The following is a 24,376-nucleotide window of genomic DNA, read 5'->3' on the forward strand; positions in this document are numbered from 1 at the left end:
GATAAGGATCGATGACTCATGCTTTGACAACTAGTTAAGCGAATGCCTATGACTCTTGACGAATTTAATCACTTTTGCGAAGCACTACCCCACACTACTCATGTCGTTCAGTGGGGAAATTCAGAAGTGTGGAAAGTTGGTGGTAAAGTCTTCGCTATAGGGAGCATTGGCAAGGACGGGCACCCTGCTTTTACCTTTAAAACGTCAGAGCAAAATTATTATTTTCTGGAAGAAAAGCCCGGCTATAGGCCTGCGCCCTATCTTGCTAGTCGTGGAATGAAGTGGATACAACAGTACAATTGTGAGAACGATGAAGATGAAGCGTTAGAATACTATTTAAGCGCTTCTTATAAACTAGTATCGTTAGGGTTAACCAAGAAAATGCAGAAAGAGCTTGGTTTAAATCAAGCTTAAAAACATAGTGAGCACGCGTTCTAGTGAAAATTAAAATTAACGTTGTCGATGCATTTACCAATGTAAGGTTTAAAGGCAATCCTGCTGCCGTAGTTATAACGGGAAAATGGCTTAGCGATGAAAAAATGCAAGAAATCGCTGCTGAAAATAACCTTTCAGAAACCGCATTTTTGGTAGAAGACGACAACGGTGTATTTGCCATACGCTGGTTCTCCCCCATAACGGAAATCGACTTTTGTGGTCACGCAACGCTGGCATCCGCGTTCGTAATCTTTAGCGAAAATTACCAACTACCGCACATTTTTCTATTCGCCAAATCGGTGGGTATGATGAAAGTCGTTAAGAAAGACGACGGATTCATTCAAATGGACTTTCCCAATAGAATGCCTCCCCCTGTAGATGACGTGCCTGAAGCATTACTACGAGGGCTTTCAATAAAACCAAAAAGCATTTTCAAAAATGACCAAGCTTATTTTGCTGTTTATTCTGACGAAGATGACGTTTTAAGTGTAATTCAAGACAGCGAACAACTAAAAACACTTGCGCCCTATGATGTGGTAGTGACGGCACCGGGTACTCAATTTGACTTTGTATCCCGTTATTTCTGGCCTGCGAACGGCGGTGATGAAGACCCGGTTACCGGTTCAATCCACACTGGGCTGGCGCCCTATTGGGCAAAAGTGTTTGGACGGTCAAAACTTATCGCTTATCAAGCATCTAAACGAGGTGGTACAGTGAAGTGTGAAGTAGCAGGTGATCGCGTGCTTATTTCTGGCCAAGCAGTGTCTTACCTTGAAGGTTATATTACTATTTAATAATTTAAAGAATAAAGCTGTAGAAGGAACTATATAAATGCAAAAAGTCGTTGAATTTAAAACTCGTAACTTTTGGTCTAGCCAACTCAATTTAGACACCCTTAACGAAGAAATTAAAAAGTACAACAATCAGGGCTGGCGTGTTATTCAAGTAACACCTGCGGCGTCGTTCTCCGCACATATTCGGTCAGTATTGCTCCTTCTTGAAAAATCGAATAGTTGAAAGTAAAAACTAGAAAGCGCCGACCATTCCATTTACATTTCCTAGCACAAAAAAAGCGGAAGATATTTAATCTTCCGCTTTCACTCACTCAACAACATACTGCTGTATCTTTTTCTATCTACGCAAGCTCAGCGTTAGCGCCCTACTGCAATGCCCTCCCTGCGAGGATCTGCGCCGCCAATTAATTTACCTGATTTAAACTGAATGCCATGAAGACCGCTGTTTAGATCCACTACTTTGACGTTATGGCCGAGTGCCTTTAACGGCTCTTCAAGCTCAGCTATTGGCGTGCCCTTCTCTAACGCCGTGTAGTCATTTCTATTGGTTATTTTAGGCAAGTTGATAGCCTGTTGAATATCCAAGCCAAAGTCTAAAACACCAATAAGGGTTTGGGCTACATAGCTTACAATTCTAGAGCCGCCCGGCGAGCCGACAACAACCTCTAGGTTCCCTTCTTTGTCGAAGACCATTGTAGGGCTCATCGCGCTTCTAGGGCGTTTACCAGGCTCTACACGATTTGGTACAGGAAAGCGGTTTTTAGTCGGCGAAAATGAAAAGTCGGTAAGCTGGTTATTAAGCAAGAAGCCTTCTACCATAATCCCAGAACCAAACATAAATTCAATGCTGGTAGTCATTGATACTGCATTACCCTCTTTGTCTACGATAGAGACGTGTGAGGTGTTAGGTAGCTCCATTGACGTACCAAGCGCTACATTCGCATCGGCGTACGGATTACCCGCGCGCTTGCGACGCCACTCTTTATCAACAGCAATATTTTCAGCTCGGCGCTCAAGATAAGCCGTGTTGATCATGGCCGCAAACGGCAGGTTAGTAAAATCGCTATCTGCTATAAACTTCTCGCGATCCGCATATGAAAGCGCACTTGCTTGCGTGTACAAGTTCGCAAACTCTACTGAATCTGGCGCATATTGACTAAGGTTAAAACCCTCTAGCATTTTTAGAATCTGATAAACGTTCACACCACCAGAGCTAGGTGGTGCCATACCGCAGATACGCTTTTCGTGATATAGCCCACAAACAGGTTCGCGTTTTACAGGCTCGTAGCTTGCTAAATCTTCTAACGTCATCTGGCCTGGGTTGATTTCAGCGCTATTTACCGCTTTTACTATTTTTTCAGCGACCTCGCCTTTCAATAAATAGTCGCTGCCTTTTTCAGCAATACCTCTTAAGGTTTTGGCGAGCTTTTTGTTTTTCTTAACCGTGCCTTCTTTTAAAGGGAGGCCTGCTGGAAAGAAGTAAGTAGAGCTTGCAGGAAAAGTTTTAAGACCTGGGTGATAGTCCAACGCCACCAGCTTAGCTAAACGCGGGGATACTTTAAAACCATCTTCAGCTGTTTTGATTGTATCGTCGAACAGCGTATTCCAAGGCAGCTTGCCGAACTCACTTTGAGCCATTTCTAATGCTTTTACCGCACCAGGCACGCCTACTGACTTACCGCCAACTACGGCATCTAACCAGCGCATTGGCTTGTTACCTTCAATGAACCAATGAGAATTGACAGCTTTGGGCGCGGTTTCACGTCCGTCGAAGGTGTGAAGTACTTTGTTCTTATTATCCCAATAAAGGATAAAGGCACCACCACCAATGCCTGATGATTGCGGTTCAACCAGAGAAAGCATTGATTGAACAGCCACTGCAGCATCTATCGCGCTGCCGCCTTTTTCTAGAATATTCTTCCCCGCCCAAGACGCATAAGGGTTTGCCGCTACAACCATATAATCTTCGGCTTCAAATGCCTTTTTCTCTATGTAGCCTGTTGCTGCTTCTGGCTCTCCGACTTCACGCGTTTGTTTCGCGTTCACACCAAAAACAAAACAGCTAGATAATGCAAGGGTTACCACTGAAGCTCTGAACAAAGCACTGCGTCTCAAAATAATACTTCCTCTTATTTAAATTTTTCGGGGTTAATTGGGCGTTTTTTAAGAAACGCATCAAACGCTTCTTGGGCTGCGGTTGTGCCCAACGCTTCCAAAAATATATCAAACTCTTCGTTCATTTGTTGATTTGTTCGCTCCCCGTCACCTTTTAATAGCGCTTTAGTCTGTCTAAGCGAGAACGAAGGCTTGGCGACAAGTTTGTCTACCGTAGTTTGAACGGTTTGATCCATTTCGTGTGCGTCAACAATTTTTGTCAGAATACCAAATTGATAAGCATCGGCGGAGGTAAAAGGTTCGCCTAGCATTAACCACTCTGCCGCTTTGATATGACCTGCAACCTTAGGCAAAAGATAACTTGATGCATACTCGGGAACAAGCCCTAAGTTGATGAACGGTAGAACAAATCGGGTATCTGGAGTGGCGTAAACAAAATCGCAATGAAGTAAAAGCGTTGTGCCTATCCCCACCGCCAAGCCATGAACTTGTGCAATAACCGGTAAATTACATGCAGCCAAAGCTCGCATAAAGGCAGCTGTTTCTGGCACTTGAGCGTGATCTTGTTGCTGCGCAAAGTCGCCAATATCGTTACCGGCAGTAAAACAATCGCCAGCGCCTTTGATAACCACCACTTTGGTTGAGCCATCGTTCTTAACACCTAATATGGCATTCGCCATTTCTTGGTACATGTCGCGTGTTAATGCATTTTTCTTATCGGTTCGGTTAAGTGTAATGGTTAAGCATTGTTGATTTGTTTCGGTAATAATGTAAGACATAATTACTCCTTTACTGTCGTCTTTTTTATTTCGGGCGTACTCCAGTTTTCACCCAGTAGGCAATTTCTGTATCATAGCCAGCAAATTCTGAATTCAAAAATAACTAACACTGATGATGTCACTGCCGTTTTCGCTTAAGTATAGCGCTGGTCCTTTATTTATTGCGCTATGCTCCGTTGTCGCGTTTTTCTTTGAGCCTATGTCTGGCAATTTTTTGGCTTACGACAGGTACGCCATTCAAGGTCTAGAAACTTGGCGAATAGTCAGCGGCAATATCGTGCATACCAATGGCTACCACCTACTTTTAAATTTAGCAGGTCTGGCGCTATTGTGGGCCCTACACGGTGAACATTATCGCATTGGTTTGTACTTAAAAGTTTTTGTATGGTGCTGCTTAGGGACCAGTGTCGGGCTTTATTTCTTCTCTCCAGATCTAATATGGTACGCGGGTTTGTCTGGCGCATTACACGGTATCTTCGCATGGGGCGCCTGTGTTGATATAAAAGAGAAAATGAAGTCGGGTTGGTTATTGCTTATAGGTCTAGCCATCAAGGTGGGATACGAACAAATTGACGGTAGTAGCGAACAAGTTGCCAACCTGATTGACGCAAAGGTTGCCGTAGACGCGCATTTATTTGGTGCGCTAACGGGTATCGCAATCTTTTTACTTATGTTCATTACGGCGAAAAGAAAATAGAAACTCGAGCGATATAGTGTCACTCTTTTTGCGCATTTTGATTTGTTAAAGCAGATTAATGTGCTGAAGCAAAAAATGAAGATTAAAAAAAGGCCCTAATTCATTGAATTTGGGCCTTTTGCTGTATGCCTATTACTTTATGAACAACCCAGCGCTTCTTAGACGTTGGGCGATTCAAATAAAGGCTTTGCTTATAAGTTTTCTTCAAATAACTTATAGATACGGCGGTACTCATCTAGCCACGAGCTTGGCTGCACAAAGCCATGTGGCTCTACCGGATAAATGGCCGTTTCAAAATCTTCTTTCTCAAGCTCGATAAGACGCTGTACCAATCGCACGGTGTCGTGGAAAAACACATTGTCATCAACCATAGGCGCATTGATAAGCAAAGGCTTTTCTAGTCCATCGGCAAAATAAATTGGCGAGCTACGCTCAAACGCAATGGGATCGATATCAGGCGTATTCAGAATATTAGCCGTATATGGCGTGTTGTAATGGGCCCAATCGGTTACCGGGCGAAGTGCTGCACCTGCCGCAAACAGATCTGGCGCGGTAAACATAGACATAAAGGTTAAGAAGCCGCCGTATGAACCGCCGTATGTGCCAATACGCTCACGATCTACATTTGCATTTTCAACAAGCCAGTTAACACCATCACGCAAATCTTGCACTTCAGGCGTACCCATTTGACGATAAATAGCGGTTCGCCAATCACGTCCGTAGCCAGCACTAGCGCGATAGTCCATATCTAGTACGACATAGCCTTGCTGCACGAGCATGCTGTGGAACATGTATTCTCGGAAGTAACCAGACCACCCCATGTGGGCGTTTTGCAAGTAGCCTGCACCGTGATTAAACACTACCGCTTTATTTGGTGCCGTCTTGTCGTAATTTTCCGGTAAATATACTCGTGCGTAAATAGGTGCATCGGTATGCGACGATTCAATAGCAACGATGCTAGGCACCGCCCATGGAAGTGCATTAAAATCAGCACTGGTGCTTTGCGTGATTTGCTTTGCCGCTGTTGTTTCGTTTGCTGGCTTAATGTAAAGCTCTTGTGGTTGATTCACCTTGCTATGGCTTAGCAGCAAATTTTTACCATCAGGGCTAAGTGAATAGTCTGTCATACCATTCAAATCAGTCATGGTATCGATGGTATTGTCACTTAAATCTGCACGATAAACTTCGTAAAGCCCCGGGTGCTCCATATTAGCTTTAAAGTAGATATAATTGTCATCGCTAGAAAGCGTTAAATCGTCAACAATAAAACGGCCGCTGGTTAGCGCGAAAGGCTCCTCGCCAGGCTTTTGAACGTATAAGTGAGAGTAACCAGTATGCTCAGACTGATAGTAAAGTGTTTCGCTGTCATTTAGCCAATCAAATGCGTTGAAACGGTAGTTTACCCACGCATCGTCATGAAGCCTATGTTGGTTTTCTAGCGTTTTATTCGCTAAGTCGACCGTTGCAATCCAGCGGTCTTTGTTGTCCCACGCTTCTAGCATGACGGCAACAGCGTTACCGTTTTTGTGCCAGCGAATCGAAGGCTTAGTCCAATACCAGCTTTGCAGTAAGGTAATGTCGCGCGGCAAACGATTAACTTCATAGGTCTCGCCTTTTGCTTTCGCGTTTTCTTCTTTTACATCTGCAAGTACGTCGTCATTGTACCCAGGCAAATTAAAGTATTTAAGTTCACTCTTCTCGCCAGTTTTCAAATTAAGCAGCCACAGTTCATGATTTACCGATTCTGCATCTGCAACACGTTGGCGTACCGGCTTCGCGGCAATGCGGCTGTCTTCTTGGATATAATGCGGCATGATGTCGCTGTCATCACGAGTCGGCTTACTTTCCGTGGTGGCGACTACTGCAAAGTTACCCGCAGGCGATACGCTAATACCCGCTAGTCGATGCGACTTATCAAAGTAAAACGGCGTAGGTGCTACACTGCTGTTTTCTTTGGCCAACGCTTTTTGAGCGTCGTCTTTTTCTTGTCTGTTTTTGCGCTGTAGTTTGATGTATTCCACCAGCGACTGTTGCTGCTCGGCAATATAATCTTTAGGCGGCTCAACCGCTTTGGGTTCGTCGCTAAACTCCCAGCTCAATAATTCTTCGCGGGTGCCGTTAGATAGGTCTATAGCAATAAATTTGTTACCGCTTAACGCCATTAAGCGGCCATCAGTCATAAATGAAAGCGTTGACAGCGCACTCCCGCCACGCGCGATACGCACGGTTTCACCGTTGGTAAATTGCACATAAACACTGTCTTCAAATGAATAAGCAATTACACCATCATTTCTTACTACACGTTCGTCAAAACGATACTTGTGCAAATCTGACAACGGTGCTTTTACGGCATTTGCAGGGTTTGAGAGTTCAGCAACATAAACATCTGTTAACGCGCTATTCTGTCTTTCTTTTTCAAAAACAATTTTATCGCCATTGACCGACCACCCCATACCTTCGGGTAGCGCGCCCATCCATTGAGGGTCTGACATTATTTGCTTTAAAGTAATTTCACCATTTTTCGCGCTGTTCTGAGGCGCGACATCGGGTGTAACGGTTTGCTGGACAGTGGCAGCAGGAAGCGATGTAGACGCTGTTTGGCTAGATGGTTCGTTAGTAGTGCTTGCACATCCGCCCAACGCAAAAGTAACGCTAGCCGCGATGAGTAAAGAAGAGTATTTTTTCATTATTTTAAGTCGTTGTTATGTAAAAAACGTTAACATTATACGCAGAGCAGTTACTAATGCGCTAACGTTCATCGATTGAGATAGTGAACCAAACGTAAACCATCTGCGTTTATGGTTGTGAAACTGGTCTGTCGGCCTGAACAAAATAACAAAAATTCACTGATGAGGTAAAACACTATGAAAGCGAAAGGTTTTGTACCTGCGTTGCTTGCGCTCAGCTTTTTCACTACTCCTAGCTTTGCGAGCGAGTGCCCCAGCGTACTAAAGTTCATGAAGCGTAAGCTCAACTCACAAGAAACGGTGAATTTGTGTAACGAATATGCCGGAAAGACCCTTTTAGTGGTGAACACAGCCAGCTATTGCGGCTACACGCCACAATTTGAAGGTTTAGAAGCCCTTTATAGTGACTACAAAGACAAAGATTTTGTAGTACTTGGCTTCCCCTCGCACGATTTTAACCAAGAAGATAATGATGAAGGCAAAACGGCAGAACTGTGTGAATTGACTTATGGCGTAAAGTTTCCGATGTTTGAACCGATATCGGTAAAAGGTGAAGACGCCGATCCTATCTATAGAATGCTAAAAACCGCCACCGGCAAAGCGCCATCATGGAACTTTAATAAGTACCTTATTGACAGCTCCGGTAAGCAAATAACCCACTACCCTAGTTCAACAAAGCCCACTGATCCGGCTTTTATCGCTGACATAGAGGCACTCCTCAAAAGCGAATAAAACCGCAAATATCAACGCTGCCTATAGGTCACACCAAACGAGAATCTAAAAGCCGCGCATAAAAAAGCCCCGCGTAACACGCGGGGCAATCAAGCACACTCAACTTGGAACACACTTTTAGCTGAAAACATACTTCCTACGTTTTAGCTAACTGCATTAATTTAGTGTGTTTAGTTGTTGGTTAGTTCAATAATTTTTTCGCTCGCCTCAGAAAAAGCCTTGTTTGCTTGCTCTTCGCCCATGTTAAGTCCTTCAGCGTAAACGAATTTTACGTCACTGATACCAACAAAATTTAAAAAGTGTTTTAAATACGGCGTTTGCGTATCAAAGTCTGAACCTGCATACACACCACCGCGAGCAGCAAAAACCGTGGCTGATTTATTTTCTAGCAATCCGACAGGACCTGTCTCGGTATATTTAAATGTTATACCAGCTCTTGCAATACGGTCGAAGTAAGCTTTTAAGCTCGATGGGATGCCAAAGTTGTACATTGGCACGGCTAGCACAATTTCGTCAGCCGCTTTTACTGCTTCAACAATGTCATCAGAGAATTTTGCCAATGCCTGTTGTGATTCATTTCGCTCAGGCGCCTCAGTCATCCAGGCCTGCATTTCTTCACCTGTTAAATGAGGCAGTGCCAGAGAGGCAACATCCACGCGGTTAATGTGTACAGAACCGTCATTCTCGATTTTTGAAAGGTACTCGTTTGCAAGCTTTGAAGAATTACCTTGGTTGCCATTTAGGCTGGAAAATATAGCCAGTACTTTTTTCATGCCGAACTCCAATATTCGTTGTTTCGATAATATATGGTTATATTACGGCAATCGGGTTGGATGAAAATATCAAAAACATGAAGGCTTCGTTCTATTTTGTAGAACAAACTACCAAGGAAAAGAACAAATGTGAAATTATTGAAAACATTACATTACGTTAATGTTGCAAGGAGGTTGATCTTCTCTTATTTGCTCAGCGTAACCGAGTTTGCCACAACACAATTAAGAGGATACAAAATATGAAAAGGACTAAAGCGCTCCTTGCATGTTCAATATTACCACTATTTTTAATCGGCTGCTCTGATGATGACGATGATGAAGTCGTTGAGGTCCCCGCCCCCGTTATTGAGTATTCCAACGTTCGCGTTGTTCACGCAGCATCTGACGCTCCTATGGTCAATGTCACCGCTAACGACGCAATTCTGAACGGGTTGGAAAATGTAGATTACCAGGTCGCTTCATCGCGGTTTGAAGTTGAAACGGGTACATACGATATTGGGGTAACAGGTATTCTCCCAGGTGAAAACGCTGAAGTGCTGCAAGCTGACGTTACTTTAGAAGCTGACGTGAACTACGATATTTTTGCCGTGGGTAATGTTGGCGATGAAACATTATCGCTTTTAACTGTAACCAGCATGGAAACCGCAGTTGATGCTGGTAACGCTCAAGTACAAATTGTACATGCAGCGTCTATGGCGCCAACGGTTGATATTTACGTTACAGCACCAGAAGCAGATATCACAGCAGAGCAACCACTTGTTACCGCTGAATTCACAGATTCTACTGACTTGATTCAAGTACCAGCAGGCGATTACCAAATTCGTATTACACCGGCCGGTGAGACAACGGTTGTATACGACTCTGGTACGGTAAACCTTGCAGACGGTGCCGATTTGCTTATTGCTGCCACTAATAACGTAGGTACAGGCGACTCACCAGTAACATTACTGGCTGCAGACGGTGACAGCAGTTTCAAAATTTGGGATTCAGAGGCAGGTGCCGAAATTCGCGTAGTGCACGGTATTAGCGACGCGCCAGCGGTGGATGTTATTGCCAATAACGAGATTGTGCTAGTAGACGGCATTCAGTTCCCACGCACCACCGATTACCTGTCTGTTGCTGCGGGTGATTACTTAATTGATGTTGTAGCCGATAGCGACAACAGTGTTGTGGCAATTGACGATGCAGAATTGACACTAGAAGTAGGTATGTCTTATACCGCTATCGCAAACAACGTTTTAGCGGCGCCAGAGCTTGATGTGCTTGTTGATATGCCCCGCTCCGTAGCGACTGAAGCGAAAGTGCGTATTGTACATGCTTCACCTTCAGCGGGTAACGTCGATATTTACGTAACCGCAGATGGCGAAATTGATGCGGTTGACCCGGCATTTGCCGATATTGCCTATGAGACTGGCGAGCTTGTTGAAACAGGATATGTAAGCCTTGCGGAAGGTGACTACGTAGTGACGGTTACGCCTACTGGTACCAAGACAGCGGCAATTGAAACAGACGTCTTATCATTAGAAAATGGCGAGATTTACACGGCAATTGCACTAGACGGCGCAATGGAAGGTGATTTACCTCAATTAGCATTACTTGATGGCCTAGCACCACCTCCACCTGCTTTTAACGCTGACATGACTTACAACGTTAATCTGAGTGGTTCACAAGAGGTGCCTGCAGTCGATACCATGTCTACTGCAACAGCAGTAGTTGAGATAGACGAAGACTTGCCTGCATTTAGCGTAAGCGTTGACGTTTCAGGCCTAACCGACGTTACGGGTGTACACGTACACGATGGCGGCATCGGCATGAACGGCCCGGTTGCTTTCCCACTGACAGATGCTGGTAATGGTACTTATGTTCTCGCTGAAACTAATATTTCACCTAGCAACTTAGATGCACTGACTAACGGTGAATGGTATCTAAATGTTCACACCACGGCTAACCCTAGTGGTGAGGTCCGTGGTCAAATTGTTCCTGATACAACAGCGGTAGTGACATTCTCGCTAAGTGGCAGTCAAGAAGTACCAGCAGTAGATACTATGGCAATGGGCTCTGGCTATGCTCTTTTCGATACCACTAACAACAACGTTTCTCTTGTGGCGGTAACCACAATCGATAACGCGACTATGGCACATATTCACACTGGATTTGCTGGTGTAAATGGGCCTGTGCTAGAAGCGTTGGTCGAGAGCGAAGAAACGGCGGGTGTGTGGATGACAGACGGTAGCGTAATGCTAGATGAAGCCACTGCTACGCAATTACTTTCAGGTGGTCACTATGTGAATGTGCATACAGCGGCATTCACTGGTGGTGAAATTCGCGGCCAAATTACGCCTGATAACATTGAAGTGTACGGCATTGTTGCTGATGGTTTACAGGAAGTGCCTGCAGTAACAACAACGGCAAGCGGTGCGGGCGCATTTACGCTTAACACATCCACAGGCGCATTATCTGGTAGCGTAACTATAACTGGTATGACTGCCAACATGGCGCACATTCACGAAGGTGAAGCGGGTGTAAATGGTGGTGTGTTATTGGGGCTCACCGATGGTACCGATGGAATGTGGTCTGTACCAGCTAATACTACATTAACCGCTGAACAAATGGGCGTAATGGCAGACGGGGGTCTTTACACTAACTTCCACTCAGATGCATTCCCAAGTGGTGAAATTCGCGGTCAAATCACGTTAGGTTTTGACTAACAGATGCCAGTAAAACTTATTGCTTCAATCATATTGAGCGCAATTATTACAAAATAAAAAAGGGGCGAAAGCCCCTTTTTCTGTACTTTGCCCCAGCAAAACATTGCCTAGATCGTGTTTAGCGCTGCTTCAAAATCCGCAATAAGATCCTGAGTGTCTTCAATACCTACCGAAATACGTAACATGGTATCGGAAATACCCATTAACTCACGTTCTTCTGCTGTGTTCTCGAAATAAATAGTAGGGGCTACAGGTAGTGCTAGAGTGCGATTATCACCTAAGTGAGTTGCACAAATAACCAGCTCCATTTCGTTCAAAAACGCCACAGGATCTGCACCGTCAATAAGATCAAAACTCAAAATTGCACCGTAGCCACCGTTAAGGTATTCCCTTGCCATAAAATGCTGTGGATGGTCGGCAAGACCTGGATAAAACACTTTAGAGACTTTCGGGTGATTATCTAGAAAGGTTGCTAGCTGCATAGCATTGTGTTGGCTTCGAGTTAAACGCAGATCTAAGGTTTCCATGCCTAAAGCGATAGCCGTGGCTGATTGAGGTGCCAATGTAGCGCCTAAATCACGAAGGCCTTTCTTTTTGATTTGAGTAATGCCCCACTGTGCTGTATCAGCAACCTGATAAGCAGGCTTGAGGTTGTCAAACTTTGTCCAGTCAAAGTTGCCAGTGTCGACTACTGCGCCGCCTAATACATTACCGTGACCTGCTATATATTTGGTTAATGAGCAAAACACTAGCGAAGCCTTAACATCTTTTGCGTAGAAAACAGGCGGCGGTGTCATGGTGTTATCAACCATAAACAGCATGTGCTTTTCTTCACAGAATTGACCAATGGCGTGAAGATCAGCAACCTGTGTTACAGGGTTTGCCACGGTTTCTGTGTAAACACCTTTCGTGTTTGGCTGATAAGCTTCTTTAACTTGTTGAATGTCGGTCACATCTGTGTACGTAACCTGCACACCAAAGTCTTTAATCGTTTCGAAAAAGCTTCTTGTGTTGCCGAAAAGGTATTGGCTTACGATTAAATGATCGCCCGCCTTTAACAAGGCAAATAAAGAACTGCTTATAGCCGCCATACCGGTTGAGTAGCATAACGTACCTACACCGCCTTCTAAGTCATTCAGCATATTTTGTAATGCAGCCACCGAAGGCGAAGAAGAACGTGAGTAAACGTGAGCTGCGCGCTTGCCTTGAAACGCATCTATAATGCCTTGCGCATCTTTAAACTCAAAAAGAACCGAATTAGATGTGCTGCTGTGTACACCACCATGTTCTGGGGTGTTTAGCATGCGATCAGAATGTACCTGACGGGTTGTGAATCCCAATTTTGTCACGGGTGAAGCTCCGAAAATAGATGTTTGCGACCTAGCCAAATACGCACCGGATTAGTCTATTTATGACAGATGCGTATATACCACTTACAAAAATGGTTATGGCTTTATAATGCAGTTTTTAGGATATTTTGCGCAAACATTATCATAAAACGTATAAATAGTTTGCATTTGTTCATCTATATTAGTTACTTTCTGAATAATTGGCCCCAGTACAATTCTTTTTCTAGCGTAGTCCAAACCTATGACTTGAACAGGAATTTCAGCTTGTTGTGCAATATGCATAAACCCCATTTTCCATGGATAAATGGGGCTACGAGTACCTTCTGGCGCTAAGGCAAGAATAAGCTGATCAGCCTCTTTAATTTTATTTGCAATAGAGATGACCACGCCGTGGGCTTTACTTCTTTCAATGGGAATGCCCCCTAGCCTTCTCACAATGGCACCTAGTGGTGGCTTAAAGATGGTGTGTTTGCCAAAAAAATTAATGTTTAGCTTGAATGAAAAAACCACGAATAAGCCGATAAAAAAGTCCCAGTTTGATGTATGCGGCGCTACCGCTAAGATGGCTTTTTTCTGATTAATGAGTTCGCCTTCTACTTGCCACCCTCTTTTCGTGAGCACCCACGCGGCAAACGACGAAAGCCACTGTGGCCACTTACGAGGAATACTGCTCCCTACGATGACGTTACTGACTAATTGAGAATGGTGATTTGGATGCGAGGGTTTTGTCATTATTATTGTGCTCTGCTTTTTGTTCTATATTGGGTTTTATTTAGGTTTTTATTTAAGGTTTGGTTTATAGCTTTAAATACTGATGAGCTACATCGGCGTGACATTATTGGCAGGTTGCTTTCAATACTTCATAGGCCTTCGTGCTTTCTTTTTCTATTTTGTACCCGCATATTCTTTTACTACGTAACACGGCATACTGCACGTATATTGATGAAGAGTAATCAAAACAACAATGTAACGCAATTGTTAACAGAAGCGATTGGACGATGTGCGGTGAACAAGTTAAGAAAAGGACACTAGGTACGCTATGTGTATTTTATTTATCGCAAACAAGATGCGAGATGACTACCCTCTTATCATCGCAGCAAATCGAGACGAGTTTTACGCAAGACCGACTGCACCTTCAACATTTTGGGAAAGCCACCCGCACATGCTTGCTGGGCAGGATTTAGAAGCTGACGGCACCTGGATGGGTGTTACGCGTAACGGAAAAATTGCAGCGCTTACCAATGTGAGAGACCCACACAACATCAATAAAAACGCAGTATCCCGCGGGGAATTGGTTGCTAATTGGCTTAAACAAAACCCGGCCCAAAAAGATTCTGCCGAGCAGTCAGCATATTTAGCTACGCTTGAAAAAACTCGTCACCAGTACAACGGATATAACTTACTATATGGTGATGTAAATGCACTTCGCGTTTACAACAACGTAAACAATTCGACCCATTCAATTGATACCGGTGTGTATGGGTTGTCAAATGCTGATATTGCAACACCATGGCCAAAAGTCACTCAAGGGGTTACTGCGTTAAATGACTATGTGCAGCAGCAAAGCACAATCAATGATGACGATTTATTTGATATTTTACGTCACGAAAATAAGGCAGAGGATGCCCAGCTACCCGACACGGGTATAGGTTATGAATGGGAGAAGGCATTATCTTCCATTTTCATTCAAACCGAAAAATACGGCACGCGTACGTCTACCTTGTTGTTGGTTGATAAAAACAATACGCTTACTTGGAAGGAACGTCGGTTCTCGGACAAGGGAGCTGCACTGAAAACCCGCGCCTTTTCTTTTTCAATTTAGCGTATTTTTGAAATGAAACTTTCGTTTACGCTTTATAAAGCAGATTAATTGAAATATTTTCAACCTTTAGGGGTCGTTTTTTCTACCATCGGTGGCATAATGCCTGCCTGCTAATTATTGCACACCAACGTAACGTGAGGACATATCGTGTTTGAAGTATTACCCCATCTCGCCCCAGATCCAATTCTTGGCCTGTCAGCTGCTTTTCGTGAAGACACCAACCCAAATAAAATCGATTTAGGTGTTGGCGTATATAAAGATGAGCAAGGTAATACCCCTATTCTTTCAAGTGTCGCAAAAGCGCAAAAAGTGCTTTTAGACAAAGAAACCAGCAAAACCTACATCACGCCTCAGGGCAACCAAGGTTTTATCGACGGTATGTTGTCTTTGCTTTTAGGTAAGAATAGCCCTGTACTTCTTGCTGACCGCGTTGCAGCGGTTCAAGCTCCAGGTGGTTGTGGCGCGCTGCGTATTCTTTCAGAGTTGCTAGTGCGTTGTAATGAAAATGGCAAAGTATGGGTAAGCGACCCAACATGGGCTAACCATATTCCACTTATCGGCTCTGCGGGCCTTAAAATTGAAACCTATCCGTACTTCGATAAAGCGTCAGCGAGCATTCGTTTTGACGCTATGATGGAAACCCTTCGCAAGACTGAAAAAGGCGATATCGTTCTTCTTCACGGATGCTGTCACAACCCAACAGGTGCTGACCTTACTAATGCACAATGGGATGAAGTACTCGAAGTAGCGAAAGAGCGTGAATTCTTACCTTTCGTCGATGTGGCTTACCTTGGTTTCGGTGAAGGTTTAGACGAAGATGCTTACGGCATGCGTTTGTTGGTTGAAAATCTTCCAGAAGTAATTGTAGCGGCGTCTTGCTCTAAAAACTTCGGCCTTTATCGCGAGCGCGTTGGTCTTGCAGCTATCATCACTGAAGATTCAGCAACTCGTAAAATTGCGCAGGGTCAAATTCAGTCAATCGCACGTGGCATCTACTCGATGCCGCCAAGCTACGGTGGTGCACTAGTAGACATCATTCTTTCTGACGAAGCACTTAATAACGAGTGGGTATCTGAAGTGAACGAAATGCGCGACCGCATGAAGTCTCTACGTGCCATGCTTGTTCAAAACCTTCACGATAATGGCTCACCAAAAGACTTTAGCTTCGTGAACGACCAAAAAGGTATGTTCTCATTCTTGTGTATCACACCTGAGCAAGTGCGCGAAGTACGTGAAAAGCATAGCGTTTACTTTGTAGATTCTAGTCGCGTAAACATTGCGGGCATCAATCAAGAAAACGTGGAAACACTAGCGAAAGCATTGGTGTCAGTACTTTAATCGCTAACTACCGATCTTCTAATTCTAAAGGCAGAGTTTGATACTCTGCCTTTTTTGTTTTCGTTCGAATTATTTGCCTTTCGTCTTTCCTAATTCTGCGATGAAAGCGCCTTTCTCTGCCTTCATTGGCAGTTTGTCACACTTCCTAACAAATTTGCGCTGTGCGCTATACGCTTTTTTATAGGGCACACAGAGTATTCTAGTTACACTGTAACAATGTTGACGTAAACGTTAACTTGGTATGTATTAAGTTTGATTTATAACAATGAGATAGACGACAAGAACAAGGATCACCGATGTCTAAAGTAAGTGTATTTTGTATTTCGGCTGCGTTGATTGGCGCGGCAATGCAGGTTAACGCTAAGGAAGGTATGTTCACGCCAGAACAGCTCCCTTCAATTGCAGACGATTTAAAAGAAACCGGTTTGGCAATTCCTGCTAGTAGTATTAATGATTTAACCGCGTTCCCTATGGGCGCTATTGTTTCTCTTGGTGGATGTTCAGCATCGTTTGTGTCTGACAAAGGATTAGCAGTAACCAATCACCACTGCGCACGCGGTTCAGTGCAATATAACAGCACTCCAGAAAACAATTACTTAAAAGACGGTTTTCTAGCAAAAGAAATTGGTGATGAACTGCCCGCCGCACCGGGTACTCGCATGTTCGTTACTGTCGATTTTTCTGACGTAACCGACAAAGTCGTTGGCGGTATCGGTGATGATGTTCAAGGGCGTGAGCGCTACGACCTTATCGAAGCTAATCGTAAAGCACTCATTGCAGAATGTGAGTCTGAAGCAGGCTTCCGCTGCTCTGTTCCTTCGTTTTTCCAAGGCCTTGAGTATAAGCTTATCAAGCAAATGGAAATCCGTGACGTGCGTATTGCCTATGCGCCTGCTGACTCTATAGGAAAATACGGCGGAGATGTAGATAACTGGATGTGGCCTCGTCACACTGGTGATTTTTCTTTCTATCGCGCCTACGTTGGTAAAGATGGAAAACCAGCCGATTTCAGTGAAGACAATGTGCCGTTTAAACCTGATCATTTCCTTAAAGTATCGGCTGCTGGCCTTGAAGACGGTGATTTTGTTATGGCAGCGGGCTACCCTGGTTCTACAAACCGCTATGCTCGGTTGTCGCAAGTTTCGTACATGTTTGACTGGCTATACCCTACTTACCTTGAACTGGTAGACGAATGGATCAAGACCATTGAAAGCTCGTCTGAAGAAGGTAGCGATGCGCGCATTAAATATGAAGCAACACTTGCTGGCCTGAATAACTTTCACAAAAATACCTTAGGACAGCTTTCTGGTGCTAAGCGTGTTGGGCTTGTTCCTCGCCGCGCCGAGCGTGAAGAGCAGCTGGCAGCATGGCTCGATGAAAACGGTAAGGGTGAAATGAAGCAAGCACTTGCCGATCTTGATGCGGTTAGCGCTGAACAAATGCAGATGAACAAGCAAAACTTCTGGTATAACAACCTAAGTCGCGCACAGCTTTTATCTTCTGCTCAGACCCTTTATCGCAATGCAATTGAAAGAGAAAAGCCAGATACAGAGCGCGAACGTGGATATCAAGAGCGCGACCAAATTCGCCTTAAAGAAAGCGCAGAGCGTATAGAACGCCGTTTTGATGCGGTTGTTGATCAAGCTGTGTGGCAAAAAATGATCAGCATGTACCTTGACCAGCCTGAAGAAAACCGCGTTGCGGCTTTCGATAAAGCAGTAGGCATTGATGGTAATACTGACAGCAAAACACTTCATAAAAAGTTGAAAGCGTTTTATGACAACACGTCACTGAACAACACTGAAGATCGCTTGAAGTGGTTAACTGCAAGCCGTTCTGATTTTGAAAACAGCAACGACCCGTTCATAAAACTTGCCGTTGCGCTATTTGATACCGAAATGGCCATTGAAGATAAAAGCAAAACGCTTAGCGGTAAAGCAGCTGCACTTCGCCCTAAATACATGAGTGCCATTATCGAGTGGCAAAAATCTTTGGGAAGCCTTGCTTATCCAGATGCCAACAGCACGCTTCGTGTGACTTACGGTAACGTAATGGGTGGCTCGCCAAAAGATGGTCTCATTTACGAACCCTTTACCCGTCTTGAAGGCATTACTGAAAAGGATACAGGCGAAACACCGTTTGATTCACCGAAAAAGCAGCTTGAGCTTATTAAAGACAAGCAGTACGGTCCGTACAAACTTGAAGACATCAATAGTGTACCGGTTAACTTCCTAACGGATTTAGATTCTACAGGCGGTAATTCGGGTTCAGCAACGCTTAACGCAAAAGCAGAACTAATTGGCTTGTTGTTTGACGGCACGTTTGAAAGCGTTAATTCAGATTGGGACTTCGATCCGAAAACAACCCGTACCATCCATGTAGATAGCCGCTACATGCTATGGGTAATGGAATACGTTGACGGTGCAACAAACCTTATCGAAGAAATGACCATAGTTAAATAACCACCAAATAATGGGGTCAGAGTACATTTCTGCCCCCATCTTAAAGTGGCAAAATGGGTTCAGAGTCTTTACTTTGACCCTGATACGTTTCAGTGACAAGGAGGACGTTATGAGGTTACTAATAAGGCTTGTGAGTTTAGCCGTGGCTGCGTACGCATGCTACGCGGGCACTACAACAGGTGACTGGAAAGCACCTATCGCTATTATTGCTCTGTGTACATTGGTGTTCTTAGTGTCGTTTGCCACAAAGACAGGCGGCAGTAAGTCTGGTTCCCACGGAGACAGCAGTGCAGCCATTTACACGCCAAATATAAGTTCAAGCTCATCTTGCAGCAGTGATTCTGGCGGCGGTGGCGACTGCTAAAGTTAATGGGGTCAGAGTATTTTTTCAGGATATAAAGTACCCTGACCCCATATTTTTGGGTGTTACATGCTGTAGAAATGTACTCTGACCCCAATATTTTATTTGAGGTTGCGGAGGCCTTGGGTTAAAAGGCGGTCTAGTGCGTTGGCAAAGTTTTGTTTGTCGCGCTGTGAAAATGCTTTGGGCCCGCCGGTGTGTTCACCGCTTGAGCGCATGGTATCCATGAAGTCTCGCATACCCAGTATCTGCTTGATAGACGACTTGTCGTATTCTTCACCACGGTTATTTAACGCAAGTGCGTTTTTTGCCAGTACATCAGCGGCCAATGGAATGTCGTTGGTAATCACTAAATCACCGGCTTCGCACTTCTCTACAATGTAATCGTCAGCAGCATCGAATCCAGAAGGCACTTGCGTTAAGGTTATATGCTTGTCTGGTGGTACAGACATAGAGTGGTTAGCCACCAAAGACAAAGGCAGCTTGGTACGTCTAGCTGCCTTAAAAAGAATGTCTTTGATAACTGCAGGGCACGCGTCTGCGTCAACCCATATATGCATGGTCGTATCTCGTATTTGAAACTATTTACGCTAGCATACCACCATCTACAACCACTGTCGTGCCTGTGGTGTAGCTTGATGCATCTGATACTAAGTACAATACTGTGCCGGCCATTTCGTCTGGGTCGGCTACGCGGCCTAGCGGAATAACTTTCAGCGCGTGCTTCAAGATTTGCTCGTTGGTCGTTAACGCTGAAGCAAATTTAGTGTCGGTCAAACCTGGCAGTAATGCGTTTACGCGAATGTTTAAGCTACCGCACTCTTTTGCAAACGATTTAGTCATGCTAATAACGGCTGCTTTAGTAATAGAGTAAATACCCTGCATATCGCCCGGCGTTACGCCATTTACTGAAGCGGTATTGAGTATGACGCCACCGCCCTGCTCTTTCATCATTTTGCCAGCTTCAATCGACATGAAGAAATAACCACGAATATTTACGTCTACCGTTTTGTTGTAGGCACCAAGGTCAGTATCTAAAATGTGTCCAAAGTAGGGATTGGCCGCCGCGTTATTTACAAGAATATCCAGCTTACCGAAATCACGTTTGATGACATTGAAGGTTTCGGTAATTTGCTCCATTTCACCTACGTGGCACGCCAGCGCCGTTGCTTTTCCACCTGCGTCGCGAATTGAAGATGCAACCGCTTCACAGCCGTCAATTTTGCGGCTTGATACAATAACGTGAGCACCATACTGAGCCAGCAACCGAGCAATAGATTCGCCGATACCGCGGCTAGCACCAGTTACTAGTGCAACTTTTCCTGTTAAATCAAATAGGTTGTTCATTAAACATTCCTTCTCTTGCTGTTTTTACGCAAACTACGTAGCACAGTGTCCTATCTACGATAGCTGCATTTGTCTTGTAATAAGTTTCTTATAGGCTTTAAAAATATGATTATTTAAAAGCTTATCGATTTATCTTCATCACACTTGGCGCTTATGCCAGCATACCACCGTCAAGTACCACAGACTGCCCCGTCATAAATGACGATTCATCACTACATAGCCATGCTATAGCATTTGCGATTTCTTCAGGCTTACCTAATCGTTTCATTGGATTTGCGCCAATAAGCCCCTTTTGGCCTCGTTCATCCAACTTTGATAACACACCTTGAACCATAGGCGTATCGACAAAACTAGGACATACCGCGTTGATACGAATGTTCGCTCGCGCGTACTCCACCGCCGCCGATTTAGTCAGCCCTATTACTCCGTGTTTAGACGCACTATAAGCACTTATCATTGGCGCTGAGCGCAAACCCGCTACGGAGGCGATATTAATAATGTGACCGCCACCTGTTGCTGTCATGTGCTTCAGTGCGTTTTTCATGCAGTACCACACGCCTGCTAAGTTGACCTGAATGTTTTTCATAAACATCGCGTCGTCGACTTCGGTAAGTGGCGCAGGAAAATGATCGATACCCGCGTTGTTTATGATCACATCTATCTTTTCAAGATGAGAAAGGGCCGTTTCGAACATCGCCTTAACCTGAGCAGGTTCGGTAACATCAACCGTCACTGCATACGCTTTACCACCTGATGCAATAATTTCTTCAGCCAGTGTTTTCGCGTTCTCTTCATTGAGATCGGCAATACCTACTATTGCACCACGTGCACTTAAAACGCGAGCTGACGCGGCACCGATCCCCGAGCCACCACCAGTAATAAGAATATGTTTACCTTCAACATTTGCAGCTACATTCATTAGCTGTACTCCAGTTTAATTTACGTGCGCTGCATCTTCTTCTGCAATGTCTTAAGCGCACATAGTAATGATATAAATTTAGAAATAGCTTGCCTTAACGTTGTTGCAAGATGCTTCTCGTGACGTCAGTACTTCTATATCGCGGCTTACTAGCGGTAATTCCCAATTTAAGAAATACTCTGCTGCGGCAAGCTTTCCTTCGTAGAAGTCAACATCCTGTTCACCAGCACCCTTACTTAACGCTTGCTCGGCAACGTTAGCTTGGCGCAGCCAAATCCAGCTCACTACACAGCTTGAAAAGATATTTAAGAAGCAGCTAGCATTGGTTAACAACACAGACTGTTTGTCAGAACGCAAATCTGCAGCAGCTTGTTGTATAAGTGCACCAAGTTGGTCTAAATACGGTTTTAGTTTTGCTGCCAGCGCCTGTGCTCTTGGGGTTTCTGCTCGCTTCATATCGCGCGTGACACGAGAAAGTAGCACTTGCAAACCTTTACCATCGTGCTGCCACAATTTTCTTCCTAGCAGGTCTAACGCCTGAATGCCGTTAGTACCCTCATGAATTGGGTTTAGGCGGTTATCGCGCCAGCACTGTTCAACCGGGTATTCGCGGGTGTAGCCAGCGCCGCCTAGAATCTGAATCGCCAAGTCGTTAGCTTTAGGGCCAAACTCTGACGGCCACGCCTTAAATACCGGGGTTAATAGCTCGAGAAGCTGAGAAAGCTCGGTACGTTTTTCACTGTCGGCTTCGGTTTCCATCTCATCGATGAGCATGCTGCCGTATAAGCAAAGTGACATACCGCCTTCACAATACGCTTTTTGCGCTAGCAGCATACGGCGAACATCACCGTGATTAATAATAGGCGTTGGATCGTCTTCTGGTGCAAGATTTGGCGCGGCGCGACCTTGTGTACGGTCTTTGGCATATTCTAGTGAATAGCGATAACCGCGATACCCTATCATTGCCGCACCGTAACCTACACCAATACGTGCTTCGTTCATCATCATGAACATATAGCGCAAACCTTGATGAGCTTCACCGATTAGGTAGCCGTGGCAATCGCCATTTTCACCAAAGGTCAATGCAGTTGAAGTGGTGCCTCGATAACCCATTTTATGAATAAGGCCGGCAAGAGTGACATCATTGCGTACATCTGGGTTACCGTCAGCATCAAGTCGGTATTTAGGTACTGCAAAAAGTGAAATACCTTTAACACCAGCCGGACCGCCAGGAATTTTTGCTAGTACCAAATGAACTATATTATCGGAAAGCTCATGTTCACCGCCTGAGATATAAATTTTGCTACCTTTAATGCGGTACGTACCATCGTCTTGCAGCTTCGCAGAGGTGCGAATATCGGCAAGGGACGAACCCGCATGCGGCTCAGTAAGCGCCATTGTTCCAGTAAAATCGCCTGCCAGCATTTTAGGTAAAAATGCGCTTTTAATATCGTCTGAAGCAAAGTGTTTAATTACGTTGGCGGCAGCCGCAGTTAAAAAAGGATATGCAGTAGACGACGGATTTGCCGCTAAAAAGTAGCCCGCACATGCGTTCATCACGGTGACGGGAAGCTGCATGCCACCATCTTCAAAGTCGAAATGACCCGCAATAAAGCCCGACTCTCTGTAGGTATCGAAAGCGACTTTTACTTCGTCGATCATAGATACTTTGGTGCCATCAAACGTAGGCTCATTTTTGTCAGCTACTGCGTTATGGGGAAGAAACAGCTCTTCTGCCATTTTTTCGGCCATGTCAATAACGGCATTGAAGGTCTCAACGTTGTGCTCTTCAAAGCGTGCTTTTTCGCACAGTGCTGCAGTATTTAATACTTCGTACAGCTGAAATTGCATTTCACGGCGTGGTATAAGTTGGTCGGCCATGGTGTTCTGTCCCCTACGAATAATTGTTAACGCATTGTGTCATATTCGTTATCGTGCCATTATTGTCATTTATGACACAATAATGGCCAATACCGTCAATAATCACTAAACTTTATGTTCTTTTATAAATTTAATTATTTTTATGAATAGCGCTAAATTCACTGTTACCGTTCTCGGTTTTGACCAAGCCTTGGCATCTGCCATTACAGGCGCACTTGATGTGTTTGCATTTGCTGGTATTAGTTGGCAGCGAATTCACAATCTGCCTACTGCACCTCAATTTAAAGTTCAGCTGGCGAGTCATCACGGACAGTCTATTCTCTGCTCTAATCAAGTTGTGCTGCAGCCGAATATTGCTATTGAAGATGTATCTCACACCGATGTTTTGCTTATTCCAACTATCGGTGGTGATATTGATGAGGTACTGAATGATACACGGCCGCTACTGGTTCATATAAAGCGCCTTCAAAAAATGGGGGCGGATATAGCAGCTAATTGCACGGGTAATTTTTTATTAGCGCAGACAGGTTTACTCAACAATAAAACCGCAACGACTCACTGGGGTTACGCAGATAAATTCGAAACCATGTTTCCAAGTGTAAACCTGCAGCCCGAGAAAATGGTGACAGAGGACGACACCGTCTATTGCGCGGGAGGCGGTATGGCATGGATTGACCTGTCGATCCTCTTAATAGAGCGTTACTGTGGTCACCAAATTGCCAGCGATACTGCAAAGTCTCATGTGTTAGATGTGTCCAGAACCAGCCAAACAGTGTATGCAAGCAGTCGTCAACGGCGCTTTCACACCGACAAAGATATTAAAGCGGTCCAATCTTTTTTGGAACGAAACTTACAAAGCAAATGTACGCTTCATGATTTAGCAGTGCGGCACAATATGACAGAACGTACATTGATACGACGTTTCAAAAGTGCTTGCGACACCACGCCCGGCCAGTATTTACAATCGCTGCGAATTGAACATGCAAGGAAACTACTCGAGACATCCAGCATGCCGCTAGAGCAATTGATCAATTCGGTAGGCTATGAAGACCTGAGTTCTTTCACTCGGTTGTTTAAAAAGAATACGGGGCTGTCGCCTTCTCAATATCGAACAAAGTTCAAGCGCGCGTGAGGACGCCTAAATCGCTTTGCAAACAAGCACCAAAAAATGTCATTT

21 protein-coding genes are annotated in these 24,376 nt (G+C 44.6%); 11 read left to right on the plus strand and 10 right to left on the minus strand.

Annotation, left to right across the window (positions count from 1 at the left end):
* Positions 1-48 precede the first annotated feature (48 nt).
* From ACXAER_RS01645 to ACXAER_RS01655, 3 genes are read left to right on the plus strand one after another with little or no spacing between them, the layout of a single operon-like run.
* Positions 49-414, plus strand: coding sequence for an MmcQ/YjbR family DNA-binding protein (locus tag ACXAER_RS01645; protein ID WP_474825981.1), 366 nt, complete (start codon positions 49-51; stop codon positions 412-414).
* A gap of 23 nt (positions 415-437) precedes the next feature.
* Entirely contained in the window at positions 438-1,229 is a 792-nt protein-coding gene (locus ACXAER_RS01650) for a PhzF family phenazine biosynthesis protein (protein WP_474825983.1), read from the plus strand.
* A 37-nt stretch (positions 1,230-1,266) separates the two neighbouring features.
* A complete protein-coding gene (locus ACXAER_RS01655) occupies positions 1,267-1,452 on the plus strand; it encodes a DUF4177 domain-containing protein (protein ID WP_474825985.1) in 186 nt (61 codons plus the stop codon).
* A 134-nt stretch (positions 1,453-1,586) separates the two neighbouring features.
* Here the strand turns inward: ACXAER_RS01655 and ggt are convergent, their stop codons facing one another.
* Both ggt and ACXAER_RS01665 read right to left on the minus strand, forming a co-directional pair.
* The gene (ggt, locus tag ACXAER_RS01660; RefSeq protein WP_474825987.1) at positions 1,587-3,344 is read right to left on the minus strand and encodes a gamma-glutamyltransferase; all 1,758 of its coding nucleotides are present in this window, start codon (positions 3,342-3,344) and stop codon (positions 1,587-1,589) included.
* Positions 3,345-3,358: 14 nt separating this feature from the next.
* On the minus strand, positions 3,359-4,123 hold the full coding sequence (locus ACXAER_RS01665) for an enoyl-CoA hydratase (protein ID WP_474825989.1): 765 nt from the start codon (positions 4,121-4,123) through the stop codon (positions 3,359-3,361).
* Between the two features lie 112 nt (positions 4,124-4,235).
* Between ACXAER_RS01665 and rrtA the strand changes: the two genes are divergently transcribed.
* On the plus strand, positions 4,236-4,820 hold the full coding sequence (gene rrtA / locus ACXAER_RS01670) for a rhombosortase (RefSeq protein WP_334037388.1): 585 nt from the start codon (positions 4,236-4,238) through the stop codon (positions 4,818-4,820).
* A gap of 191 nt (positions 4,821-5,011) precedes the next feature.
* On the opposite strand, the gene ACXAER_RS01675 is transcribed toward rrtA, so the two are convergent.
* Positions 5,012-7,507: a S9 family peptidase gene (locus ACXAER_RS01675; RefSeq protein ID WP_474825992.1), complete on the minus strand. Its 2,496-nt coding sequence runs from the start codon at positions 7,505-7,507 to the stop codon at positions 5,012-5,014.
* 177 nt (positions 7,508-7,684) lie between these two features.
* On the opposite strand from ACXAER_RS01675, the gene ACXAER_RS01680 reads away from it, so the two are divergent.
* Positions 7,685-8,239: a glutathione peroxidase gene (locus ACXAER_RS01680; RefSeq protein WP_474825994.1), complete on the plus strand. Its 555-nt coding sequence runs from the start codon at positions 7,685-7,687 to the stop codon at positions 8,237-8,239.
* Between the two features lie 170 nt (positions 8,240-8,409).
* Here ACXAER_RS01680 and ACXAER_RS01685 read toward each other — a convergent pair whose 3' ends face one another.
* Positions 8,410-9,012, minus strand: coding sequence for an FMN-dependent NADH-azoreductase (locus ACXAER_RS01685; protein ID WP_474825996.1), 603 nt, complete (start codon positions 9,010-9,012; stop codon positions 8,410-8,412).
* 239 nt (positions 9,013-9,251) lie between these two features.
* Between ACXAER_RS01685 and ACXAER_RS01690 the strand changes: the two genes are divergently transcribed.
* Entirely contained in the window at positions 9,252-11,720 is a 2,469-nt protein-coding gene (locus ACXAER_RS01690; RefSeq protein WP_474825998.1) for a CHRD domain-containing protein, read from the plus strand.
* Positions 11,721-11,827: 107 nt separating this feature from the next.
* On the opposite strand, the gene ACXAER_RS01695 is transcribed toward ACXAER_RS01690, so the two are convergent.
* The gene (locus ACXAER_RS01695; protein WP_474826000.1) at positions 11,828-13,069 is read right to left on the minus strand and encodes a cystathionine gamma-synthase family protein; all 1,242 of its coding nucleotides are present in this window, start codon (positions 13,067-13,069) and stop codon (positions 11,828-11,830) included.
* A 96-nt stretch (positions 13,070-13,165) separates the two neighbouring features.
* Complete coding sequence (locus tag ACXAER_RS01700) at positions 13,166-13,801, minus strand: 1-acyl-sn-glycerol-3-phosphate acyltransferase (RefSeq protein ID WP_474826002.1); 636 nt, start codon at positions 13,799-13,801, stop codon at positions 13,166-13,168.
* A gap of 307 nt (positions 13,802-14,108) precedes the next feature.
* Between ACXAER_RS01700 and ACXAER_RS01705 the strand changes: the two genes are divergently transcribed.
* The 4 genes from ACXAER_RS01705 to ACXAER_RS01720 all read left to right on the plus strand — a co-directional run bounded on the left by ACXAER_RS01705 (position 14,109) and on the right by ACXAER_RS01720 (position 19,055).
* Entirely contained in the window at positions 14,109-14,891 is a 783-nt protein-coding gene (locus ACXAER_RS01705; RefSeq protein WP_474826004.1) for an NRDE family protein, read from the plus strand.
* 147 nt (positions 14,892-15,038) lie between these two features.
* Positions 15,039-16,229, plus strand: coding sequence for an amino acid aminotransferase (locus ACXAER_RS01710; protein WP_474826006.1), 1,191 nt, complete (start codon positions 15,039-15,041; stop codon positions 16,227-16,229).
* Positions 16,230-16,525: 296 nt separating this feature from the next.
* A complete protein-coding gene (locus ACXAER_RS01715; protein WP_474826008.1) occupies positions 16,526-18,691 on the plus strand; it encodes a S46 family peptidase in 2,166 nt (721 codons plus the stop codon).
* A 109-nt stretch (positions 18,692-18,800) separates the two neighbouring features.
* Positions 18,801-19,055: a hypothetical protein gene (locus ACXAER_RS01720; RefSeq protein WP_474826010.1), complete on the plus strand. Its 255-nt coding sequence runs from the start codon at positions 18,801-18,803 to the stop codon at positions 19,053-19,055.
* Positions 19,056-19,153: 98 nt separating this feature from the next.
* Here the strand turns inward: ACXAER_RS01720 and ACXAER_RS01725 are convergent, their stop codons facing one another.
* From ACXAER_RS01725 to ACXAER_RS01740, 4 genes are all read right to left on the minus strand, one after another.
* Positions 19,154-19,612: a YaiI/YqxD family protein gene (locus tag ACXAER_RS01725; protein ID WP_120959091.1), complete on the minus strand. Its 459-nt coding sequence runs from the start codon at positions 19,610-19,612 to the stop codon at positions 19,154-19,156.
* A gap of 25 nt (positions 19,613-19,637) precedes the next feature.
* A complete protein-coding gene (locus tag ACXAER_RS01730) occupies positions 19,638-20,399 on the minus strand; it encodes an SDR family oxidoreductase (protein ID WP_474826012.1) in 762 nt (253 codons plus the stop codon).
* Between the two features lie 151 nt (positions 20,400-20,550).
* Entirely contained in the window at positions 20,551-21,318 is a 768-nt protein-coding gene (locus ACXAER_RS01735; RefSeq protein WP_474826014.1) for an SDR family NAD(P)-dependent oxidoreductase, read from the minus strand.
* Positions 21,319-21,396: 78 nt separating this feature from the next.
* Positions 21,397-23,199 carry an acyl-CoA dehydrogenase gene (locus tag ACXAER_RS01740; protein ID WP_474826016.1) on the minus strand — a complete coding sequence of 601 codons (1,803 nt, stop codon included), beginning with the start codon at positions 23,197-23,199 and terminating at the stop codon, positions 21,397-21,399.
* Between the two features lie 142 nt (positions 23,200-23,341).
* Between ACXAER_RS01740 and ACXAER_RS01745 the strand changes: the two genes are divergently transcribed.
* A complete protein-coding gene (locus ACXAER_RS01745) occupies positions 23,342-24,331 on the plus strand; it encodes a GlxA family transcriptional regulator (protein ID WP_474826018.1) in 990 nt (329 codons plus the stop codon).
* Positions 24,332-24,376 lie beyond the last annotated feature (45 nt).

The organism is Alteromonas sp. AWJ4_199 (genome assembly GCF_056159165.1).